General features: G+C 75.2%; 6 protein-coding genes. 4 read left to right on the top strand and 2 right to left on the bottom strand.

Annotated features, from left to right (window positions below; genetic code table 11):
* Positions 1 to 35: 35 nt before the first annotated feature.
* Complete coding sequence (locus tag CRP51_RS12235; RefSeq protein WP_097231141.1) at positions 36 to 1,691, bottom strand: (2,3-dihydroxybenzoyl)adenylate synthase; 1,656 nt, start codon at positions 1,689 to 1,691, stop codon at positions 36 to 38.
* A gap of 185 nt (positions 1,692 to 1,876) precedes the next feature.
* Here CRP51_RS12235 and CRP51_RS12230 point away from each other — a divergent pair, with 185 nt between their 5' ends.
* From CRP51_RS12230 to CRP51_RS12215, 4 genes are read left to right on the top strand one after another with little or no spacing between them, the layout of a single operon-like run.
* A complete protein-coding gene (locus CRP51_RS12230; protein ID WP_097231140.1) occupies positions 1,877 to 8,503 on the top strand; it encodes a non-ribosomal peptide synthetase in 6,627 nt (2,208 codons plus the stop codon).
* Complete coding sequence (locus CRP51_RS12225; protein WP_097231139.1) at positions 8,500 to 13,995, top strand: non-ribosomal peptide synthetase; 5,496 nt, start codon at positions 8,500 to 8,502, stop codon at positions 13,993 to 13,995. The genes CRP51_RS12230 and CRP51_RS12225 overlap by 4 nt, the downstream gene beginning before the upstream one ends.
* Positions 13,992 to 15,134, top strand: a complete 1,143-nt coding sequence (locus tag CRP51_RS12220; protein ID WP_097231138.1) for a saccharopine dehydrogenase NADP-binding domain-containing protein — start codon at positions 13,992 to 13,994, stop codon at positions 15,132 to 15,134. The genes CRP51_RS12225 and CRP51_RS12220 overlap by 4 nt, the downstream gene beginning before the upstream one ends.
* The gene (locus CRP51_RS12215) at positions 15,131 to 17,044 is read left to right on the top strand and encodes a Gfo/Idh/MocA family oxidoreductase (protein WP_097231137.1); all 1,914 of its coding nucleotides are present in this window, start codon (positions 15,131 to 15,133) and stop codon (positions 17,042 to 17,044) included. The genes CRP51_RS12220 and CRP51_RS12215 overlap by 4 nt, the downstream gene beginning before the upstream one ends.
* Here CRP51_RS12215 and CRP51_RS12210 read toward each other — a convergent pair.
* Positions 17,034 to 18,260, bottom strand: coding sequence for a cytochrome P450 (locus CRP51_RS12210; RefSeq protein ID WP_097231136.1), 1,227 nt, complete (start codon positions 18,258 to 18,260; stop codon positions 17,034 to 17,036). The two genes, CRP51_RS12215 and CRP51_RS12210, sit on opposite strands and share 11 nt — an antisense overlap.
* Positions 18,261 to 18,428: the final 168 nt, after the last annotated feature.

The following is an 18,428-nucleotide window of genomic DNA, read 5'->3' as shown; positions in this document are numbered from 1 at the left end:
CGCCTCCGCTCCGCGGGGTGCGCCGGGGCGGGCGTTCAGGGGGCGGCATGGTGGGTCAGGGCGCGCAGCGCCCGTTTGTCGATCTTGCCGACGGGGGTGAGCGGCATCTCCCGCAGGCTCCGCACGCGGTCGGGGGCCTTGTAGGCGGCCACGCCCCGCTCGCGGAGGAAGGCGGCGATGTCGCGGGCGCTGGGCGGGGGGCCGGCGCAGACCAGGAAGGCGACGGTGCGTTCCCCGAGTTCGCCGTCGGGGGCGGCCACCAGGGCGGCGGAGGCCACCGCGGGGTGGGCCAGGAGGTGCTCCTCGACCTCGGTGGCGTCGATCTTCTCCCCGCCTCGGTTGATCTGGTCCTTCACCCGTCCCACCACCCGCAGATGGCCACTGGGCAGGCGCCGGACGAGGTCACCGGTGCGGTAGTAGCCGTCCTCGGTGAAGTGGGCGCGCGTGTGCCGGGGCGCGCGGTAGTAGCCGTTGAGGGTGTAGGGGCCCCTGGTCAGCAACTCCCCCGCCGCGCCGTCGGGTACGGGGCGGCCGTCCTCGTCGGTGACGCGCACCTCGTCGCCGGGGGAGATCGGGCGGCCCTGGGTGGTGCAGACGATCTCCTCCGCGTCGTCGAGCCGGGTCAGATTGAGCAGCCCCTCCGCCATGCCGAACACCTGCTGCAGACGGCATCCGAGCTCCGGGCCGATCCGCCGTGCCCACTCGTCCGGCAGCCGCGCGGCGCCGACCTGGAGAACGCGCAGGCTCGTCAGGTCCGGCCGGGTCTCCTCGGCCTCGGCCAACCAGTGGGGCACCAGCGGGGGGTTGACGGCGGTGAGGGTGACGCGCTCGCGCTCGATCAGCCGCAGCGCGGTGGCCGGGCTGGGGTTGGGCGCGAGGACGACGGTGCCGCCCGCCCGCAGCGTGCCCAGGATGCCGGGGCAGCTCATGGTGAAGTTGAAGGCGATCGGCAGCACGGCGAGGTACACCGTCTCGGGGCCGAGTCGGCAGATCTCGGCCGCCGCCCTGGCGTTGTAGGCGTAGTCCCGGTGCGTGCGCGGGATCAGCTTGGGAGTGCCGGTCGTGCCTCCGGAGAGCAGCAGCAGCGCCAGGTCGCCGGGGTCGGGCGGCTCCCCTCCGGGAGGGGGACCGTCGTCCTGCCGCAGTGCCTCGAAGGGAACCAGGTCGGGGTGGCCGCCGGCGTCACCGACGACGATCACCCGGCGGACGGCGTTCCGGGCCTCGCGGATCTCCACGGCCAACGACCGGTGGTCGAAGCGGGCATGGCGGTCCGGCACGACGTAGGCGACGGCCCCGGTCACCCGCGCGAGGTGGTCGATCTCGGAGCGACGGTGCGCGGGCATCGCGTGGACGGGCACCGCGCCCAGCCGTTGCAGGGCGAACCAGGCCAGCACGAACTCGGCCACGTTGGGCAGTTGGACGATGACCCGGTCGCCGCGCCGGAGCCCGAGCCCGTGCAGGGCGCGCGTCACCGCCGCGATCTCCCGCTCCAAGGCGGCGTAGCTCCACCGGCGTTCGCCGTCCACCAGAGCCGTCGCCTCGGGGCGGGCGGCCGCCTGCCGCCGGACGATGTCACCGAGCAACTCGTCCGTCCAGTAGCCGGCGTCGCGGTACCGGGAGGCGGCCTCCGGCGGCCAGCCCTGCCAGTCCGGCGCGTCTCCGGGGGCCTGTCGAGACCTCGCGCTGTCCATCCTGAACGGCTCCTTCCCTCTCACCAGGGGGCGTTCGGCGGCGAGATCACCCACCCCTCTTGAACATGATTATCATCTTTACATAAGCTCCGGGAAGCGCGGGCCCCTCCCGCTCCGTGAGCACCACGACCCACATCCAGCGGACCGGCCGTACCCGCCGTTCGCGAAGGAGGCGTTCCCCACCCGTGACCGACGCATCTGAGACCGAACGGGCGACGACGGCGGAACCCTCGCTTCAGGCGACGGTCGCCGCCCTGCTGGGCATACCGGCGGACGACATCGGTCCCGAGGACGACCTGTTCGAGCTGGGCCTCGACTCCCTGGGCCTCATCCGGCTCAGCGCCGAGTGGCGTCGCGACGGGTTCGCGGTGAGCTTCGAGCAGTTGGCGGACGCGCCCACGGTCGGCGACTGGGCGCGCCTGTTGGCGGAGACGCCCCGCCGGCCGCCACCGGCCGAGAGCGGGACGGCATCCGCCCGGGGCCCCGCGGGACGAGCGGAGAGCGACACGGCGGGCGACAACGCCTTCCCGCTCGGCCTGATGCAGCACGCCTACTGGATCGGCCGCCAGGAAGGACAGCCGCTGGGCGGCGTGGGCGCCCACTTCTACGCCGAGTTGAGCGGGTCGGGCGTGGACCCCGCGCGGCTGAGCGCCGCCGTCACCGCGCTGCGCCGGCGCCACGAGACGCTGCGCGTCACCGTGCTGGACGACGGGCGCCAGCGCGTCGGCGACGCGGTGCCCGAGCGGGCGGTCACCGTGCACGACCTCGGCCACCGCACGGCCGAGGAGGCGGAGACGTTCCTCGCGGAGCTGCGCGACCGCCTCACCCACCGCCGCATGGACGTGGAGAGCGGCGAGGTGTTCGACGTCGCGCTCACCCTGCTCCCGGCGGGGGCGACCCGGGTGCATCTCGACCTCGACATGATCGCGGCCGACGCCGCCAGCATGAGGGTGCTGCTGAGCGACCTCCAGCGGCTCTACGCCGACCCGGCGGCCGAACTCCCGGCTCTGGTCACCCGCTACGGCGACTACCTCCGCCGCACCCGTGCGGAGCGGTCCGAGGAGCGGGAGCGGGACCGGGCGTGGTGGAGCGAGCGGCTTCCCGCGTTCAGCGCGCCGCCCGCGCTGCCCACCGTGGTCGACCCGCTGAGTCCGCGGTCCTCGGAGGAACGCTTCCGCCGCACCACGCGCCTGCACCACCGGCTCGACGCGGAGCGCACCGAACGGCTGCGCCTCGCGGCCCGCCGGCACGGCCTGACCCCCACCGCCGTGCTGGCCACGGCCTTCGCCGAGGTGATGGCCGCGTGGAGCGCCGAGCCCCGGTTCTTTCTCAACCTCCCGCTCTTCCACCGTGACGGGGCGGCCCCCGACGCCGAGTCGCTGGTGGGCGACTTCAGCAGCTCGATACTGCTGGAGGTCGACCTGAGCGCCACCCGCCCGTTCGCCGAGCAGGCCGCCGACCTCCAGTCACGGTTGCGCTCCGCCATCGCGCACGGCTCCTACTCCGGCGTCGAGGTGCTGCGGGACCTGACCCGGGCGGGCGGCGGCACGCCGGTTCTCGCCCCGGTCGTCTACACCAGCGCCCTCGGCCTCGGCGAGGTCTACGACAAGGCGGTGCGGGAGACCTTCGGCGAGCCGGCCTGGATCGTCTCCCAGGGGCCCCAGGTCTGGCTCGACGCCCAGGTCACCGAACTCGACGGAGGGATCCTCCTCAACTGGGACGTGCGCGCACACGCCTTCGCCCCCGGCGTGGTCCCCGCGGCCTTCCACGCCTACCGGACGCTTGTCGAGAGTCTCCTCGACGAGGGGTGCGACTGGCGGCTGCCGGTGGCGCTCCCCCTCCCCGACAGCCAGCGCGCGGTGCGCGAGCGGGTCAACGACACGGCCACGCCCCTGGCGGAGAGGCGTCTCCACGAGGGCTTCCACCGGGCCGCCGCCCGGCACCCCGAGCGCGTGGCCCTGGTCGACGAGCGGGGCCGGTCCCGGACGTTCAGCTGCCTGGCCCGCTGGGCGTCGCAGATCTCGGCGCTGCTGGTGGCGCGGGGGGTGGGCGCGGGCGACCGGGTGGTCGTCAGCCTTCCCCGCGGAGCCGCGCAGGTCGCCGCCGTCCTGGGGGTCCTGGGGACGGGCGCCGCCTATGTGCCGCTCGGCGTCGGACAGCCGGGACGGCGGGCGGCGCTGGTCCTGGCCGCCGCCGAGGCGGCGGCCGTGCTGACCGACGAGCGGCACCGGGAGCGGTGGCGCGGCGTGGCGGACGGCTCCGTCGAGGTGCTGCCGATCGAGTCCGCGGACCGCGTGGTCCCCGCGGAACCGGTGCTCGACCAGCCGGTGGACTCCCCCGCCTACGTGCTCTTCACCTCGGGGTCCACCGGGACGCCCAAGGGAGTCGAGGTGTCCCACCGCGCGGCCATGAACACGCTGGAGGCGATCAACTCCCGGTTCGGCGTCGGGCCGGACGATCGCGGTCTGGCGCTGGCCGAGCTGGACTTCGACATGTCGGTCTACGACCTCTTCGGTCCGCTGTCGGCGGGCGGTTCCGTCGTGTTGATCGGCGAGGACGCCGGGCGTGACGCTCCGCACTGGGCGTCGTTGGTGCGCGACCTGGGCGTCACCGTCGTCAACTGCGTCCCCGCCCTGCTGGAGATGCTGCTGACGGCGGCCGAGTCGGGCACCGATCCCGGCACCTCGCTGCGCCTGGTGCTGCTGGGCGGTGACTGGGTGGGGCTCGACCTCCCCGGGCGGCTCCGCGCGCTGGTGCCCGACGCCCGGCTGGTCGCGCTGGGGGGCATGACCGAGGCCGCCGTGCACTCCACGGTCTTCGAGGTGCACGAGGTGGACCCCGCGTGGTCCTCCGTCCCCTGGGGTGTGCCGCTGCCGAACATGAGCGCGCGCGTCGTGGACTCCAGGGGCCGGGACCGCCCGGACTGGGTCCCCGGGGAACTGTGGATCTCCGGAGCCGGCCTCGCCTCCGGATACCGGGCCGACCCCGTGCGCACCGCCGAGCGGTTCGTCGAGCACGCCGGGCGACGCTGGTACCGCACCGGGGACCGGGCACGGTACCGCGACGACGGGGTCCTGGAGTTCCTCGGCCGCACCGACCACCAGATCAAGCTGCGCGGCCACCGCGTCGAACTCGGCGAGGTCGAGGCCGCGGCCACCGCGCACCCGGACGTCCACGCGGCGGTGGCGCTGGTGACCGGCGCGCCCGCCAGGCTGGCGCTCGTCGCCGCCGGGGAGGCCGCGCCGGAAGGGGTGCTGGAGGCGCTGCGCTGTCGCCTGCCCGCCTACATGGTGCCCGGCGGCGTGACCGTCGTGGACGCCCTCCCGCTGACCCGCAACGGCAAGCCGGACCGGGCCGCGGCAGCCGAACTGGCCGCCGGGGAGCGCGTCACGGGGGCCGGCGCGGCGCCCTCGGGGTGGGTGGAGAGCGTCGTCGCCCGCGTGTGGTCCGAGGTGCTGGGCGTGGCGGACATCGGTCGCGCGGACTCGTTCTTCGCGCTGGGCGGCGACTCGCTGCTGGCCACCCGCGTGATCGTCGCCCTGCGCGGGGCCGGGGTCGGCGGGGCCCGGATCGCGCGGCTGTTCGCCCACCCCCGGCTGAAGGACTTCGCCGCCGGCCTGGTGCGCGGCCGCGCCGTGGGCGAGGTGCTGGCCGAGGGCGACCCCGGGCGGCGGCACGAGCCGTTCCCGCCGACAGACGTGCAGCGCGCCTTCTGGATCGGGCGGGACGACCGCCTGCCGCTGGGCGGCGTCGGCACCTACCACTACAGCGAGTTCGACGGCCACGACGTCGACCTGGACCGGATGGAACGGGCCTGGCGGCGACTGGTCGAGCGGCACGAGATGCTGCGCGCCGTCTTCGACGAGGACGGCAGGCAGCGCATCCTCCCCACGGTGCCGCCGGTGCGGATCGCCGTCACCGAGGTCGCCACCGAGGACGCCGCCACCGCGGCGCTCGACCGGCTGCGCGAGGAGTCCTCGCACCGCGTGCTCGACCCCACCCGTTGGCCGCTGTTCGACATCCGAGCGGTGCGCTATCCGCACCGGGGGCGCACCCGCACCCGGCTGGCGGTCGGGCTGGACTACATCGCCCTGGACGGCGCGTCGATCATCCTGCTCTACGGCGAACTCGACACCCTCTACCAGGATCCGGAGGCGCCCCTGCCGCCGATCGACGTGTCCTTCCGGGACTACGTGCTGGAGGTGGTGCCCGACGCGGAGGCGGTCCGGCGCGCACGCGCCTACTGGCTGGAACGGCTGGACGTGCTCCCCCGCGCCCCCCAACTCCCGCTGGCCGCGGACCCCTCGGCCCTGGCCCGTCCGCGCTTCACCCGGCGCGCCCGGCCGCTGTCCGCCGACCGCTGGTCACGGCTGCGCGCGCGGGCGGCCCGGCACCAGCTCACCCCGTCCGTGGTGCTGCTGCTGTGCTACGTCGAGGTGTTGGCGGCCTGGAGCGACCGCGGCGGGGTGACGGTCAACCTCACGCTCTTCAACAGGCTGCCCGTCCACCCCCATATCCACCGCGTCGCGGGGGACTTCACCTCCGTCTCCCTCATCGGCCACCGCCCGGCGCCGGACGAGGACTGGCTGACCGCCGCGCACCGGCTCCAGCGCGTGATGGGCGAGGACCTCGACCACCGCGAGGAGTCCGCGATCTGGCTGATGCAGGAACTCGCGCGGCGCACGGGAACGGTCGAGGCGGCCATGCCCGTGGTCTTCAGCAGCTCCGTCGGGGTCGGGGACCGCGAGGTGAAGGACCTCTCCGACTCCTTCCCCGCCAAGGTCTTCGGCATCTCCCAGACCCCCCAGGTGATGCTGGACAACCAGGTCACCGAGGCGGCCGGCGGCATCGTCGTCAGCTGGGACGCCGTCGAGGAACTGTTCCTGCCCGGCGTGCTCGACGCCATGTTCGACACCTACTGCGGACTCCTCGACCGCCTGGTGGACGAGGAGTGGTCCGGTCCGCTCCCGGTCGCGCCGCCCGCGGAACAGCGCGCCCGGCGTGCGGCCTTCACCGCCCCGCGGGCCGCCGCCCCCGACGAGACGCTGCACGCGGCCGTCTTCCGGCGGGCCGCCGCCGCCCCCGGCCGTACGGCGTTGGTCCTGCCGGACCGCTCCGTGAGCTACGGGGCGCTGGCCGGCCGCGCCCTGCGGTTGGCCGCGGCGCTGGCCTCCCGAGGTGTGCGGGGCGGCGACACCGTCGTGCTGGCCCTGACCACGGCCGAGGACCAGGTGCTCGCCGCGCTCGGCTCGCTGCGGGCCGGCGCGGTGTTCACGGCCCTCGCCCCGGAGGCGGGCGACGGGGAGCGCCGGGCCCACTGCGAGGCCGTCGGCGCCACACTCGTGGTCACCGACCTGCCCTGGCCCGAGGGCCCCTGGAAGGTCGCCACGCTGACCGGGCTTCTGACCACCGGCGACAGTCCTCCGCCCGTCGACACGGAGGACCCCGACGCGCCCGCCCTCCGGGTGCGCGCCGGAGGCGACGGCACACCCCGCCGGTGGGTGACACACAGTCACCGTGCGCTGGTCGACGTGCTCGCCGAGCTGCGTGCGCGCCTCGGCGTCGACCAGGACGACCGAGGGCTGCTGACCCACGGACTCCCCGGCCCGCCGGCCCTGTTCGCCGTCTTCGGCCTGCTGGGCGCGGGCGGCACCCTCGTGGTGCCGGACACCGAGGCGCCCGCCGACCCCGACGTGTGGCGGCGGCTGATCGACCGCCACCGGATCACCGTCTGGAACGGGACCTCCTGGCAGCTCGACGCGCTGCTGGACCGGCTGCCGGACGGGCTCCCGGACGGCCGGGACGGCGCCCCCCTCCGACCGCGCCGGGTGCTGGTCCACGCCGACCGGCCCTCCCTGGCGTTGCCCGCGCGGTTGCGCGAGGAGGCGGGCGCGGACAGCCGCCTCCTCGCCCTCGCCGCCGTCCCCGGCGCCCCGCTCGACGCCGCGCTGCTCGTCACCGAGGACGCCGCCACGCCCGCGTCGGGCCTCCCGCGCGGGGTGCCGCTGGCCGGCCAGCGCCTCCGCGTGGTGGACGCCCTCGGTGGTGACTGTCCCGAATGGGTCACGGGGGAGGTCCACCTCGGCGGCGCGGGGACGCCGTGGGGGGTGCGCGAGGACGCCGACGACCGCCCGCCGGCGCTGGTGACCCACGGCGGGGAACGCTGGTACCGCACGGGGACCCGCGGCCGGTTCCGCCCCGACGGGACGCTGGAGCTGCTGGGCCCCTCCCCGCGCCGCGTCGCCGTGGGCGGACGCCCGGTGGAACTCGACGAGGTCGAGGCCGTGTTGGAGGCACACCCCGCCGTGGCCCACGCGGTCGTGCCGCCCCCCGCGGCGGAGTCCGGGGGACGGCGGCGCGCCCTGGTCGTGCCCCGTGCCCGAGCGGCGGTCGACGCCGCCGCACTGGCCCGGCACGTCGGCGCGACGCTGCCACCCCACGCGGTGCCCACCGACATCGGCGTCACCGACCGCCTCCCGCTGGCCCCGGACGGCCTGCCAGACGCCGCGCGCCTCGTCGCCGCCGCCACCGAGGAGGAGCCGTCGGGCCCGCCCCGCACGGACACCGAGAAGGAGATCGCGGCCCTGTGGGCCGAGGCGCTCGGACACCAGGTCACCGACCGGTACGCCAACTTCTTCGCGGAGGGCGGGGACAGCCTCACCGCGCTGCGCCTGGTCGCCGCCGTCAACGCCGCGCTGGGTGTGGACGTTCCCGTACGCGCCTTCCTCGCCGCCTCCACCCTCGCCGACCTGGCCACCCAGGTCGACAGCCGTCAGCCCACGCCCCTCCAGGAAGAGAGCGGAATCATATGAAGGCCCAGCAGATCGTCTCCGACCTGGAGAAGGACGGCATCCGCCTCTGGGCGGAGGACGGCCAGCTCCGCTTCCGCGCGCCCCGGGGGGTGCTGACCGAGGAACGCCGCGCCCTGCTGCGCGCCCACCGGGACGAGGTGCTGACCCACCTGACCGCGCGGGCGGGCGCGGCCCGCGTCGTCCCCGACCGCGCCGCGGCCCACGCCCCCTTCCCCCTCACCGACATCCAGGCCGCCTATCTCGTGGGGCGTGGCGAGGCGTACGGCTACGGCGGGGTGGCCTGCCACGTCTACCTCGAGATGGCCTACCCGGCGGACACGGACCCCGACCGGCTCAACGACGCGTGGTGGGCCGTCGTCCGCCGCCACGACATGCTGCGTGCCGCCGTGCACCCGGACGGGTCGCAGGAGGTCCTCGCGGAACTCCCCGAACCGCCTCTCGACCGGCGGGACCTGAAGGGCGCCCCGCCCGCCGCGGTGGACGCGCGGCTGGCCGAGGTCCGTGAGGAGCTGGCCACCCGGGTCCCGCCCACCGACCGACCGCCGCTGTTCGCCGTGCGGTTGACCCACTGCGACGACGCCCTGGTGCTCCACCTGTCCATGGACCAGCTCATCGTCGACTACGCCAGCCTGCTGCTGGTGCTCGCGGAGCTGGAGGACGTCTACCACGGCAGGCCGCTGCGGCCGTTGGAGCTCGGCTTCCGGGACTACGTGCTGACGCGCCGCCAGCAGAGCCTGACCTCCGAGTACGACCGCCACCGCGACTACTGGCTGCGCCGGCTTCCCGACCTTCCCGACGCCCCCGAGCTGCCCCTCGCCCCCACCGCCGAACGCCCCGGCCCCTTCACCCGTCTCGAAACGCTCCTTCCCCCCGACCGGGCGCGGGCGTTCACCGACCACGCGGCCGCCCACGGGCTGACCGTCTCGGCCGCTGTCCTCGCCGCCTACGCCGAGGTCGTCGGCCGGTGGAGCGGCAGTCCGCGCTTCACCCTGAACGTGCCCACCTTCACCCGCCTTCCCCTCCACGAACAGGTCGACCAGCTGGTGGGGGACTTCACGGCGGTGGAGCTGCTCGCCGTGGACCTGGGCGAGGAGAGCGGTTTCGCGGAGCGGGCCGGCGCCCTGAGCGCCACGCTGCTGGAGGACCTCTCCCACGGGCTGTTCACCGGCAGCCAGGTGCTCGCCGAGATGAGCCGGGCCGGCCGGTCCGGGCCCCTGCTGATGCCGGTCGTCTTCACCAGCACCCTCGGCTCGGCCACCACCAGGCGGCCGGAGGGCGTGGTGCGCTACGCCAGGACACAGACCCCCCAGGTCTGGCTCGACTGCCAGGTGATGGAGCGCGCCGGCGGGCTCGCGCTCAGCTGGGACGTGCGCCAGGGGGTCCTCGCCGGCACCACGGCCGAGGACATGTTCGAGGCGTTCACCGGGCTGGTGACCACCCTCGCCGACGACCCCGCGGCCTGGCGGTCCCCCGCCCGCGTGGCGCTTCCCGCACGCACCGAGGCGGTCCGCGCGCGGGCCAACGACACGACGGCTCCCGCGCCCCGTGCCCGGCTCCAGGACGGGGTGGTGGACACCGCGCGGCGTCTCCCCGACCGGGTCGCCGTGCGCACGCGCGGGGGGTCCCTGACCTACGGGGAGCTTCTCGCCCGCGCCCAGGGGATCGCCCGCGCCCTCCGCGCGACCGGGGTCGGCCGCGGCGACCTCGTCGCGCTCTCGTTGGAGAAGGGCTGGGAGCAGCCCGCGGCGGCGCTCGGCACCCTGCTGGCCGGCGCCGCCTACCTGCCGCTCGACACCCACCAGCCCAGGCTCCGCCGCGAGGCGATCCTCGCCGACGCCGAGGTCGCCGCGGTGCTCACCCAGTCCTGGCTCGCCGCCGGGCACGAGTGGCCGAAGGACGTGCCGGTGATCCCGGTGGACTCCTGTCCGCCCTCCGCCGAGCCCCTCGACGACGCGGGAACCGACCCCGACGACCTGGCCTACGTGATCTACACCTCCGGCTCCACCGGCGCCCCCAAGGGCGTGATGATCGGCCACGCCGCCGCCCTGAACACCGTCGCCGACATCAACCGCCGCTTCGGGCTCACCCCGGAGGACCGCGTCTTTGCCCTCGCCCAGCTCGGGTTCGACCTGTCCGTCTACGACGTCTTCGGTCCCCTGAGCCTGGGGGCGTCGATGGTCCTGGCCGACCCCGAACGCCGGGGGGACCCCTCCAGTTGGGCCGAGATCGTCCGCGAGGACGGCGTCACCGTCTGGAACTCCGTTCCGGGCCAGCTCCAGATGCTGCACGACTATCTGCGGGCCGACGACCCCCCGCTGCCCTCGCTGCGGCTGGCCCTGCTCTCCGGTGACTGGATCCCGCCCCGGCTGCCCGCCGCCGTGGCCCGTTGGGCCCCCGGGGCCGAGGTCCACAGCCTGGGCGGCGCGACCGAGGCGTCGATCTGGTCCATCCACCACGCGGTGCGTCCCGAGGACGCCGAACGCCCCAGCGTCCCCTACGGCAGACCGCTGACCAACCAGACCTTCCACGTGCTGGACCAGGCGATGCGTCCCCGCCCCGACCTGGTGCCCGGCGAGCTGTACATCGGCGGTGCCGGGCTCGCCCAGGGCTATCTCAAGGACGCCGCGCGGACCGCCGCGCGCTTTCCCACCCACCCGGTCACCGGGGAACGGCTCTACCGCACCGGTGACCTCGGGCGCTACCACCCCGACGGCGTCATCGAGTTCCTCGGGCGCGACGACCAGCAGGTCAAGATCCGCGGGTACCGCGTCGAGCTGGGCGAGATCCAGTCCGTCGTCGAGGGCCTGCCCGCGGTCGGCGCGGCGGCCGTGGTGGTGGCCGGCGGCCGGGGGGACGCCACGACGGGTGGCTCGCGTCCGCTGGCCGCCTTCGTCGAGCCGGCGCGGCACGCGGTGCTCCCGGCCCCGGGGCAGGAGTGGCGCCGGGCCGCCGACCGCGCCATGGACGAGGCGCTCGCCGGGGTGGATGTCGACCGGCTCTCCGCGTTCCGCGCCGCCCTGGCCGACGCCGCGCTCCACTCCACCGCCGAGGCACTCGCGCCCGCCTTCGCCGAGGCGGCGGGCCCGGTCGACGCCGCCGGGGTCTGCACCGCCCTCCAGGTCCCGCCCGCGCGCCGGCGCCTGGTGCGCAGATGGCTGCGCGGGCTCGTCGAGGCGGGGCTGCTCACCCGGACCCCGGACGGCGCGTACCGGGACCTGCGGGCGCCGGGCGAGGACGCCACCGCCGAACGGTGGGAGCGCGCCGAGTCGCTGGAACGCGAGGCGGGGTGGAGCGGCGAGTTGTTCGCCACCGTGCGCGCCAGCGCACGCGCCCTCCCCCGGCTGCTGACGGGCCGTCACGAGTCGTCGGAACTCCCCTTCTCCGGCGCCTCGGACGAGGCGCTGGCCGCCGCCTACCGGGAGAACGCGCCCGCACGCGTGCTGCACCATGTCCTGGCCGCCGGGGTCGCCACGCTCGTCCAGCGCCACACCGGGCCGGAGCCGGCGCGTGTCCTGGAGGTCGGGCTCCGCGGCGGAGGGGCGGTCGGCGCGGTGCTCGCCGCCCTCGGGGAGTCCCCGGCCCCGGTCGACTACCTGGCCACGGACACCTCCGCCCAGCGGCGCGCCGAAGCGGAACGCCGCTTCGCCGACGACCCCCGGGTGCGCACCGCGTCCTTCGACCCCGACGCCGACCCACGCGCCCAGGGGTTCCCGCCCAACTCCGTGGACGTGCTGGTGTGCGTCGGGGTCCTGGACAACCTCGGCGACGTGCCCGCCGCCCTGCGCCGGCTCACCGCCCTGGTGGCGCCGGGGGGCTGGCTCGTCCTGGTGCAGAACACGGACGACGACGACCCGTCGGTGCGCGTCTCCACCGAGTTCCTGCCCGAGCACGCCGGGCCGTTCACCGACCTGCGCGAGGCGGACGAGCGGACGTTCCTCGACTCCGGCCAGTGGGCCGGGCTCCTCACCGCGGACGCGGGCCGGATCGCCGCCGCGTACCCCTCCCCCGGCCCGGTGGCCGAGGCGTTCGGACAGCGGCTGTACTTCGCCCAGCCCAAGCCGGACCGGGCCCCCCTCACCCCGGCGGAGCTGACGCGCCACGCCCAGGAGCGGCTGCCCGAGTACGCGGTGCCCACCCGTTGGCAGATACTCGACGACCTGCCCCGCACCGCCAACGGCAAGGTGGACCGGGCCCTGTTGGAGCACTGGGCCGAGGCCGCCGAGCAGGACCCCGCCGCTCCCGGAGCGCGGCAGCCGCGTGACGACCTGGAACGCGCCCTGGCCGGGCTGTGGTCGGAGCTGCTGGGCCAGGAGGACATCGGCCGCGACGACGACCTCTTCGCGCTCGGCGGCGACTCCCTGCTGGTGGCCCGGATCGTGGGGCGCCTGAGGGAGGGCCTGGCGGGGGTGGAGAACGGCGAGTGGGACCTGGAGTGGGAGGTCGTCCTGCGCCACCTGTTGCGCCGGCCCACCGTCGCCGGGCTCGCGGCCTATCTGCGGGAGGTCGGCGCGGGCGAGGACGGCGACGCGGCGGCGGAGGCCACGCCCGTCGTCTCCCTGCGGGAGGCGCCGGGGCCCGCCACCGTGCTGGTCCACGCCGGTACGGGCACCCTGCTGCCGTACCGCCCGCTGATCACCCGGCTCCGTTCCGCGACCACCGGGGAGAACGCCCTGCTCGGCCTGGAGATACCGGAGCTGGACGCCTTCCTCAACGCGGACGCCACCGGGCTGATCGACCGTCTCGCCGCCCGCTACGCGCGGGCCCTGCTGGACACCGGGCACGACCGGTTCGACATCGTCGGCTACTGCGTCGGCGGCGTCATCGCCACCGAGGTCGCCCGCGTGCTGGGGGACTCGGGCGCCGAGGTGCGCGGCCTCACCGTCATCAGCAGCCACAGCCCGACCTTCCGGATCGACGACGAGCTGCTGTCGGAGTACTCCTTCGGCCTGATGATGGGCATGGACCTGGCGCACGTCGGGTTCCCCGCCGACCAGGACCGGGTGGGCGCGGCCGTGGGAACCGTCCTGGAACGCTCCCCCGACGCCATCTCCGACGGGTCCGTCGCCTCGCTCGACGGCGAGTACGCCGACGTCGGGGAGGCGTTCGCCGCCATGGAGTCGCTGCCCAGGATGGCCCGCGTGAGGCGGATGGTCGAGGCGCTGCCGCCCGAACTCACCGGCACCTACCAGCCCGAGGGCCTGCTGCGCGCCCTGCGCACCTACCAGCAGTCCACGTTCGCACTCAGCCGGCACCGTGCCGAGCCCTACGCGGGGGACATCACCTTCCTGCGGCACAACGGCGCCTACCCGTTCCCCGGCAGCGCCGACACCATCACCGACCACTGGGCGAAGATCTGCCTGGGCGAACTGCGCACCCGGGACATCCCGGGCGAGCACTTCACCTGCATGACCGGCGACAACGTGCCCACGGTCTTCCGCCATCTGACCGAACTGATCGAGGGTTACGAGGGTTTCGAGGGGATGACGTCATGATCGCCGTTCTGGGAGCCTCCGGCGAGGTGGGCCGCCACGCGGTCGCCCTGCTGGCCCGCGCCAGGTCCCGGCCCCTGCGGCTGGGGGCCCGCGACCCCGGGGCCGTCCACGTCGACGCCGCCTGGCGGGACGTCGAGGTCACCGCCGTGGACGCCACCGACCCGGCCTCGCTCGCCGCCTTCTGCCGCGGGCAGCGCGTCGTGCTCAACTGCGCGGGGCCCAGCTATCTCCTCAAGGAGACGGTGGCGCGGGCCGCCCTCGCCGCCGGCGCCGACTACGTCGACGTCCTCGGCGACGACCCCGTGGCCGAGGCCCTCGGCGACGCCGGCGTCCCGACCGAAGGCCGTCGGGTCGTGCTCTCGGCGGGCACCGTCCCCGGGCTCTCGGGCCTGCTGCCGCGTCATCTCCTCGACACGCGCCCGGCCGGGGCGACCGCTCCCACCGCGTTGACCGTCCACGCCGGGGGACTGGAGAGGGCCACCCGCACGGTGGCGGCCGACATCCTGCTCTCCCTGCGGGACGGCGGCCCCGACGGGGAGCCCTACGGGCACGCGCTGGCCATGTGGCGGCAGGGGCGCAGGCAGGACAAGGCGCTGCGCGTCGAGGAGGACGCCGAGGTCCCGTTCTTCCCCGGACGCGTGACGACCCAGCCGCTGCTGACCGCCGAGGTCCAGCGCCTCGCGGCCGACCTGCGGCTGGCCGAGGCCCGGTGGTACAACGTGTTCCCCGGCGGACAGATCCGGTCCCTGTTCGCCGCGCTGCCCACGCTGCCGGTGGACACCGAGACGCGGCGCCAGGAGGCCGTCGACCGGATCATCAGGGCCGGCGCGATCGACCTGGCCGGCCGTGCCCCGTACTACCGGCTGGTCGTGGAGCTGTCGGGGCCCGAGTGGTCCCGCACGGTGGTCGTGCGCGCCGACGACAGCTACCGGCTCACGGGCGCGGTGGCCGCCGTCACCGTCGGGGAGGTGCTGGCGGACCGGGTCGCGCCCGGTCTCCACTTCGCGGCACGGGTGCTGCGCCCCGCCGGGGTGCTGGCCGCCCTGGAGAGGACGGGCGCCGCGGAGTTCGCCCGGTTCACCACCGCCGCCCCTGACGGGGCGCCGGCCGTGGGCGCGTTCGAGGACGGTGCCCTGTGAGCCCGCCCCCCGGCCCCGACCGGCCGCTGCGCACCGTGGTGGCCGGCACCAACTTCGGCCGCTTCTACCTCGACGCGGTGCGCGCCCACCCCGCCTTCACGCTCGTGGGCGTCCTCTCCCGGGGCGGGGCGCGGTCGCGGGAAGCGGCGGACCGACTGGGGGTGCCCTGCCACAGCGCGGTGGACGACCTCCCCGAGGAGGTGGACGCCGCGTGCGTGGTGGTGCCCTCCGCCGTCATGGGCGGCCCGGGCACGGAACTGGGCCAGGCCCTGCTCCGGCGCGGTGTGCACGTGCTCCAGGAACACCCCCTGCACCCGGACGAGTTGGCCGACTCGCTGAGGTTGGCGCGCACGGCGGGCCGGCAGTTCCGCGTCAACACCCACTACCCCCATGTGGCGTCCGTGCGGCGGTTCCTGCGGGCCGCCGCGGGGCTGCGGTCGAGGCAACGGGTCCTCTTCGTGGACGCGGCGTCGCCCGTGCACGTGCTGGCCCCGTTGCTGGACATCCTCGGCCGGGCACTGGGCGGGCTGCGCCCCTGGCGGCTGGGCGACCCCGCGCCGGTCCCCGAGGAGGTCAGGGCCGCCGCGGACGGCGAGGCGCCGGTGCGGCTGCTGCACGGCGCCGTCCGGGGCGTGCCGCTGACGCTCCGCGTGCACCATCAGCTCCATCCGGGCGACCGGGACAACCACGCCCTGTTCTGGCACCGCGTCAGCGTCGGGACGGAGGGCGGGGTGCTCACGTTGGCGGACACCCACGGCCCGGTGCTGTGGCAGCCGCGTCTGCACTCCCCCAGGGACGAGGGGCACCGTCTGGTCTTCCGGGCCGGGCCGGGAGCCGAGGGGCTGGCGCTGCCCGTCAGCGAGACGCTCGACGACGCGCCCCCGCCGCGCTTCGACGAGGTCTTCTCCGCGTGGTGGCCGGAGGCGTTCGGCATCGCGCTCACGGAGTTCGCGGACGCGATCGGGGCGGGGGGCGACCCGCTGCGCGCGGCCGGCCACGATCTGGCGGTCTTCGCCATGTGGCGCGACCTCATGGCGAGGCTGGGGCCGCCGGAGCTGGTGCGTCCGGCGACGCCCACCCCGCTCGCCGCCCGGGACCTCCTCGGCGAGCGGCCCGCCCCGTCCCCCTCCCCCGGCGCGTCCCCCGTCGACGACCCGCCGGGCGCCGGCTACGACCAGCCCGCGGAGTTCTTCGACCTGGGCGCGGGGGAGCACACCTCCCGCACCGGGCCCGCGGTGGTGGCCGCGCTCAGCGGCCTCGACGCCTCGGCCGGCCCCCTGCTGGACGTCGGAGCGGGCACCGGCCTGGTCACACGGCAGATCGCGGACGCCTTCCCCGACTGCGAGATCGTGGCCACCGAGCCGGCCCCCGGGATGCGCGCGATCCTGACCGCCAGGCTCGCCGAGCGCGCCGACCTCGCCGCACGCGTCACGGTGCTGCCCGAGGCGGCACACGAACTGGTGCTGCCCGAACGGCTGTGCGGGGCGGTGCTGTGCGGGGTGCTGGGGCACCTCCCCCCTGGCGCGCGCGGGGACCTGCTCAGGGGGCTGGCCGCGCGCCTGCCCCCCGGCGCGCCGATCGTCGTGGAGGTGATGGGCCTGACCAGTCCCGTGTCGATGCCCCCGACCCGGCTGCGGAGCGCCACGCTGGGGCGGCTGCGGTACGAGTGGTGGATGGCCGGTGAGCCCTCGGGCGAGGACCGGATGCGGCTGGACACCACGTGGCGGGTCTTCGACGGCGAGCGGCTGGTGCGCGAGGTGCGGGACCACTACCACTGGTACACCGTCGGTCTGGAGCGGCTGGCCGAGGAGAGCGGTCTCGCCCTGCACCGTCCCCCGCCGCCGCACCGCACGCTCGTTCCGCACCTCGGCGTGCTGCGAGGTGCGGAACGAACGGGGGTCACCAGGTGACGGGCAGCCGCTCGGGTCCGAACGCGATGCCGTCGTGCCGGAAACGGATCTCCTCCCAGGGCACGGCTGACCTGAGGGTGGGAACGCGGTCCACAAGGGTGCCGACGGCCACGTTGAGTTCCAGGCGCGCGATGTTCTGACCGACGCACTGGTGAACGCCGTAGCTGAATGCGACATGCCTTTTCTCGGCACGGTCGAAATCAATGTTTCCGGGCTCTTCGAAAACCGCGGGGTCATGATTTGCTGCCGCAAGCAAGGGAATGATCCCCTCTCCGGCGGGAATGACCTGTCCGCCGATGTCGAGGTCCTCGGTCGCGGTGCGCAGCGCGATCGAGTCCCCGACGGAGAGGGCCCGGAGCAGCTCCTCGACGGCCCCGGGCAGCAGGGAGAAGTCCGCGCGCAGCCGCTCCCACAGCCCCGGGTGCCGGAGCAGGGCCAGCACGCTGAGCGCGATCTGGTTGGTGGTGGTCTCCCAGCCGGCGACGATCAGGATCGCGAGGGTGGTGACCAGCTCCTCGCGGGTCACGAGCCCCGGGGTCAGCTGCTCGGCGACCAGCCGGCTCATCAGGTCCTCCCCCGGCCGCGCGGCCCGTTCCGCGACGAGGTCGTCGACGACCGAGGACAGCGCCCCTATGCCCTCGCTCGCCCCCTGCGCGGTGCTGGCCCCGCCGCCGAAGACCTGCGAGCCCAGCGTCCCGGTGACGCGCCGGAAGGCCGGGTCGGCCCGCCGCACACCGACCAGCTCACACATCACCGTGCTGGAGACGGCGTGGGCGAAGTCCCTGACCAGGTCGGCCGGCGGGCCGAACGCGAGGAGTTCGTCGACCCGCTCGTCCACCACGCGCTGGATGTCCCGCCGCATCCGGCGCGCCTTGCGCACCGTCATCTCCGCCAGCAGCATCCGGCGGAAGCGCGTGTGCTCCGGCGGGTCCATCCGGATGAACGGCCTGGCCCGCGCACCCACCTCCTGCTCACCCTCGACCAGCGCCGGGAAGTTGGGGTGCCGGACGTCGGCGCTGACCCGGGGGTCCGCCAGCACCGCGCGGACCTCGTGGTAGCCGGTCACCACCCACGCCGCGCGCCCCGTGGGCAGGGTCACCCGGGTCACCGGCCCCTTCTCGCGCCACTCGCGGTAGCTCTCCGGCGCCGCGAACGGGCAGCCCCTCGGGACCGGGAACGCCTGGCGGCCGGGTTCCCGCGCGTCGGACTCCTTCATGTGTCCCCCACCTTTCGTGGTGACGTTCCGGCGAGCCGGACAACCCATCCGACACAATTCGCACTCGCGAATACACGCGCCTCGACTCGCCTCTGCTTGCATGGTGATGACAACCATGTTCATAATACTTCGCGCACCCCTCTGAGGGGTCGGGAGAGACCAGGAACA

It is taken from the genome of Streptomyces zhaozhouensis (assembly GCF_900230195.1).
In the GTDB taxonomy this organism is placed as follows: Bacteria; Actinomycetota; Actinomycetes; order Streptomycetales; family Streptomycetaceae; genus Streptomyces; species Streptomyces zhaozhouensis.
Note: the sequence above shows the minus strand (reverse complement) of the source record. Positions and strands in the feature narration are given on the sequence as shown.

What these genes read in the sequence shown, in the direction of transcription:
- CRP51_RS12235 (WP_097231141.1), bottom strand. Translation starts at nt 1,691, where the DNA reads ATGGACAGCGCGAGGTCTCGACAGGCCCCCGGAGACGCGCCGGACTGG.
- CRP51_RS12225 (WP_097231139.1), top strand. Translation starts at nt 8,500, where the DNA reads ATGAAGGCCCAGCAGATCGTCTCCGACCTGGAGAAGGACGGCATCCGC.
- CRP51_RS12220 (WP_097231138.1), top strand. Translation starts at nt 13,992, where the DNA reads ATGATCGCCGTTCTGGGAGCCTCCGGCGAGGTGGGCCGCCACGCGGTC.
- CRP51_RS12210 (WP_097231136.1), bottom strand. Translation starts at nt 18,260, where the DNA reads ATGAAGGAGTCCGACGCGCGGGAACCCGGCCGCCAGGCGTTCCCGGTC.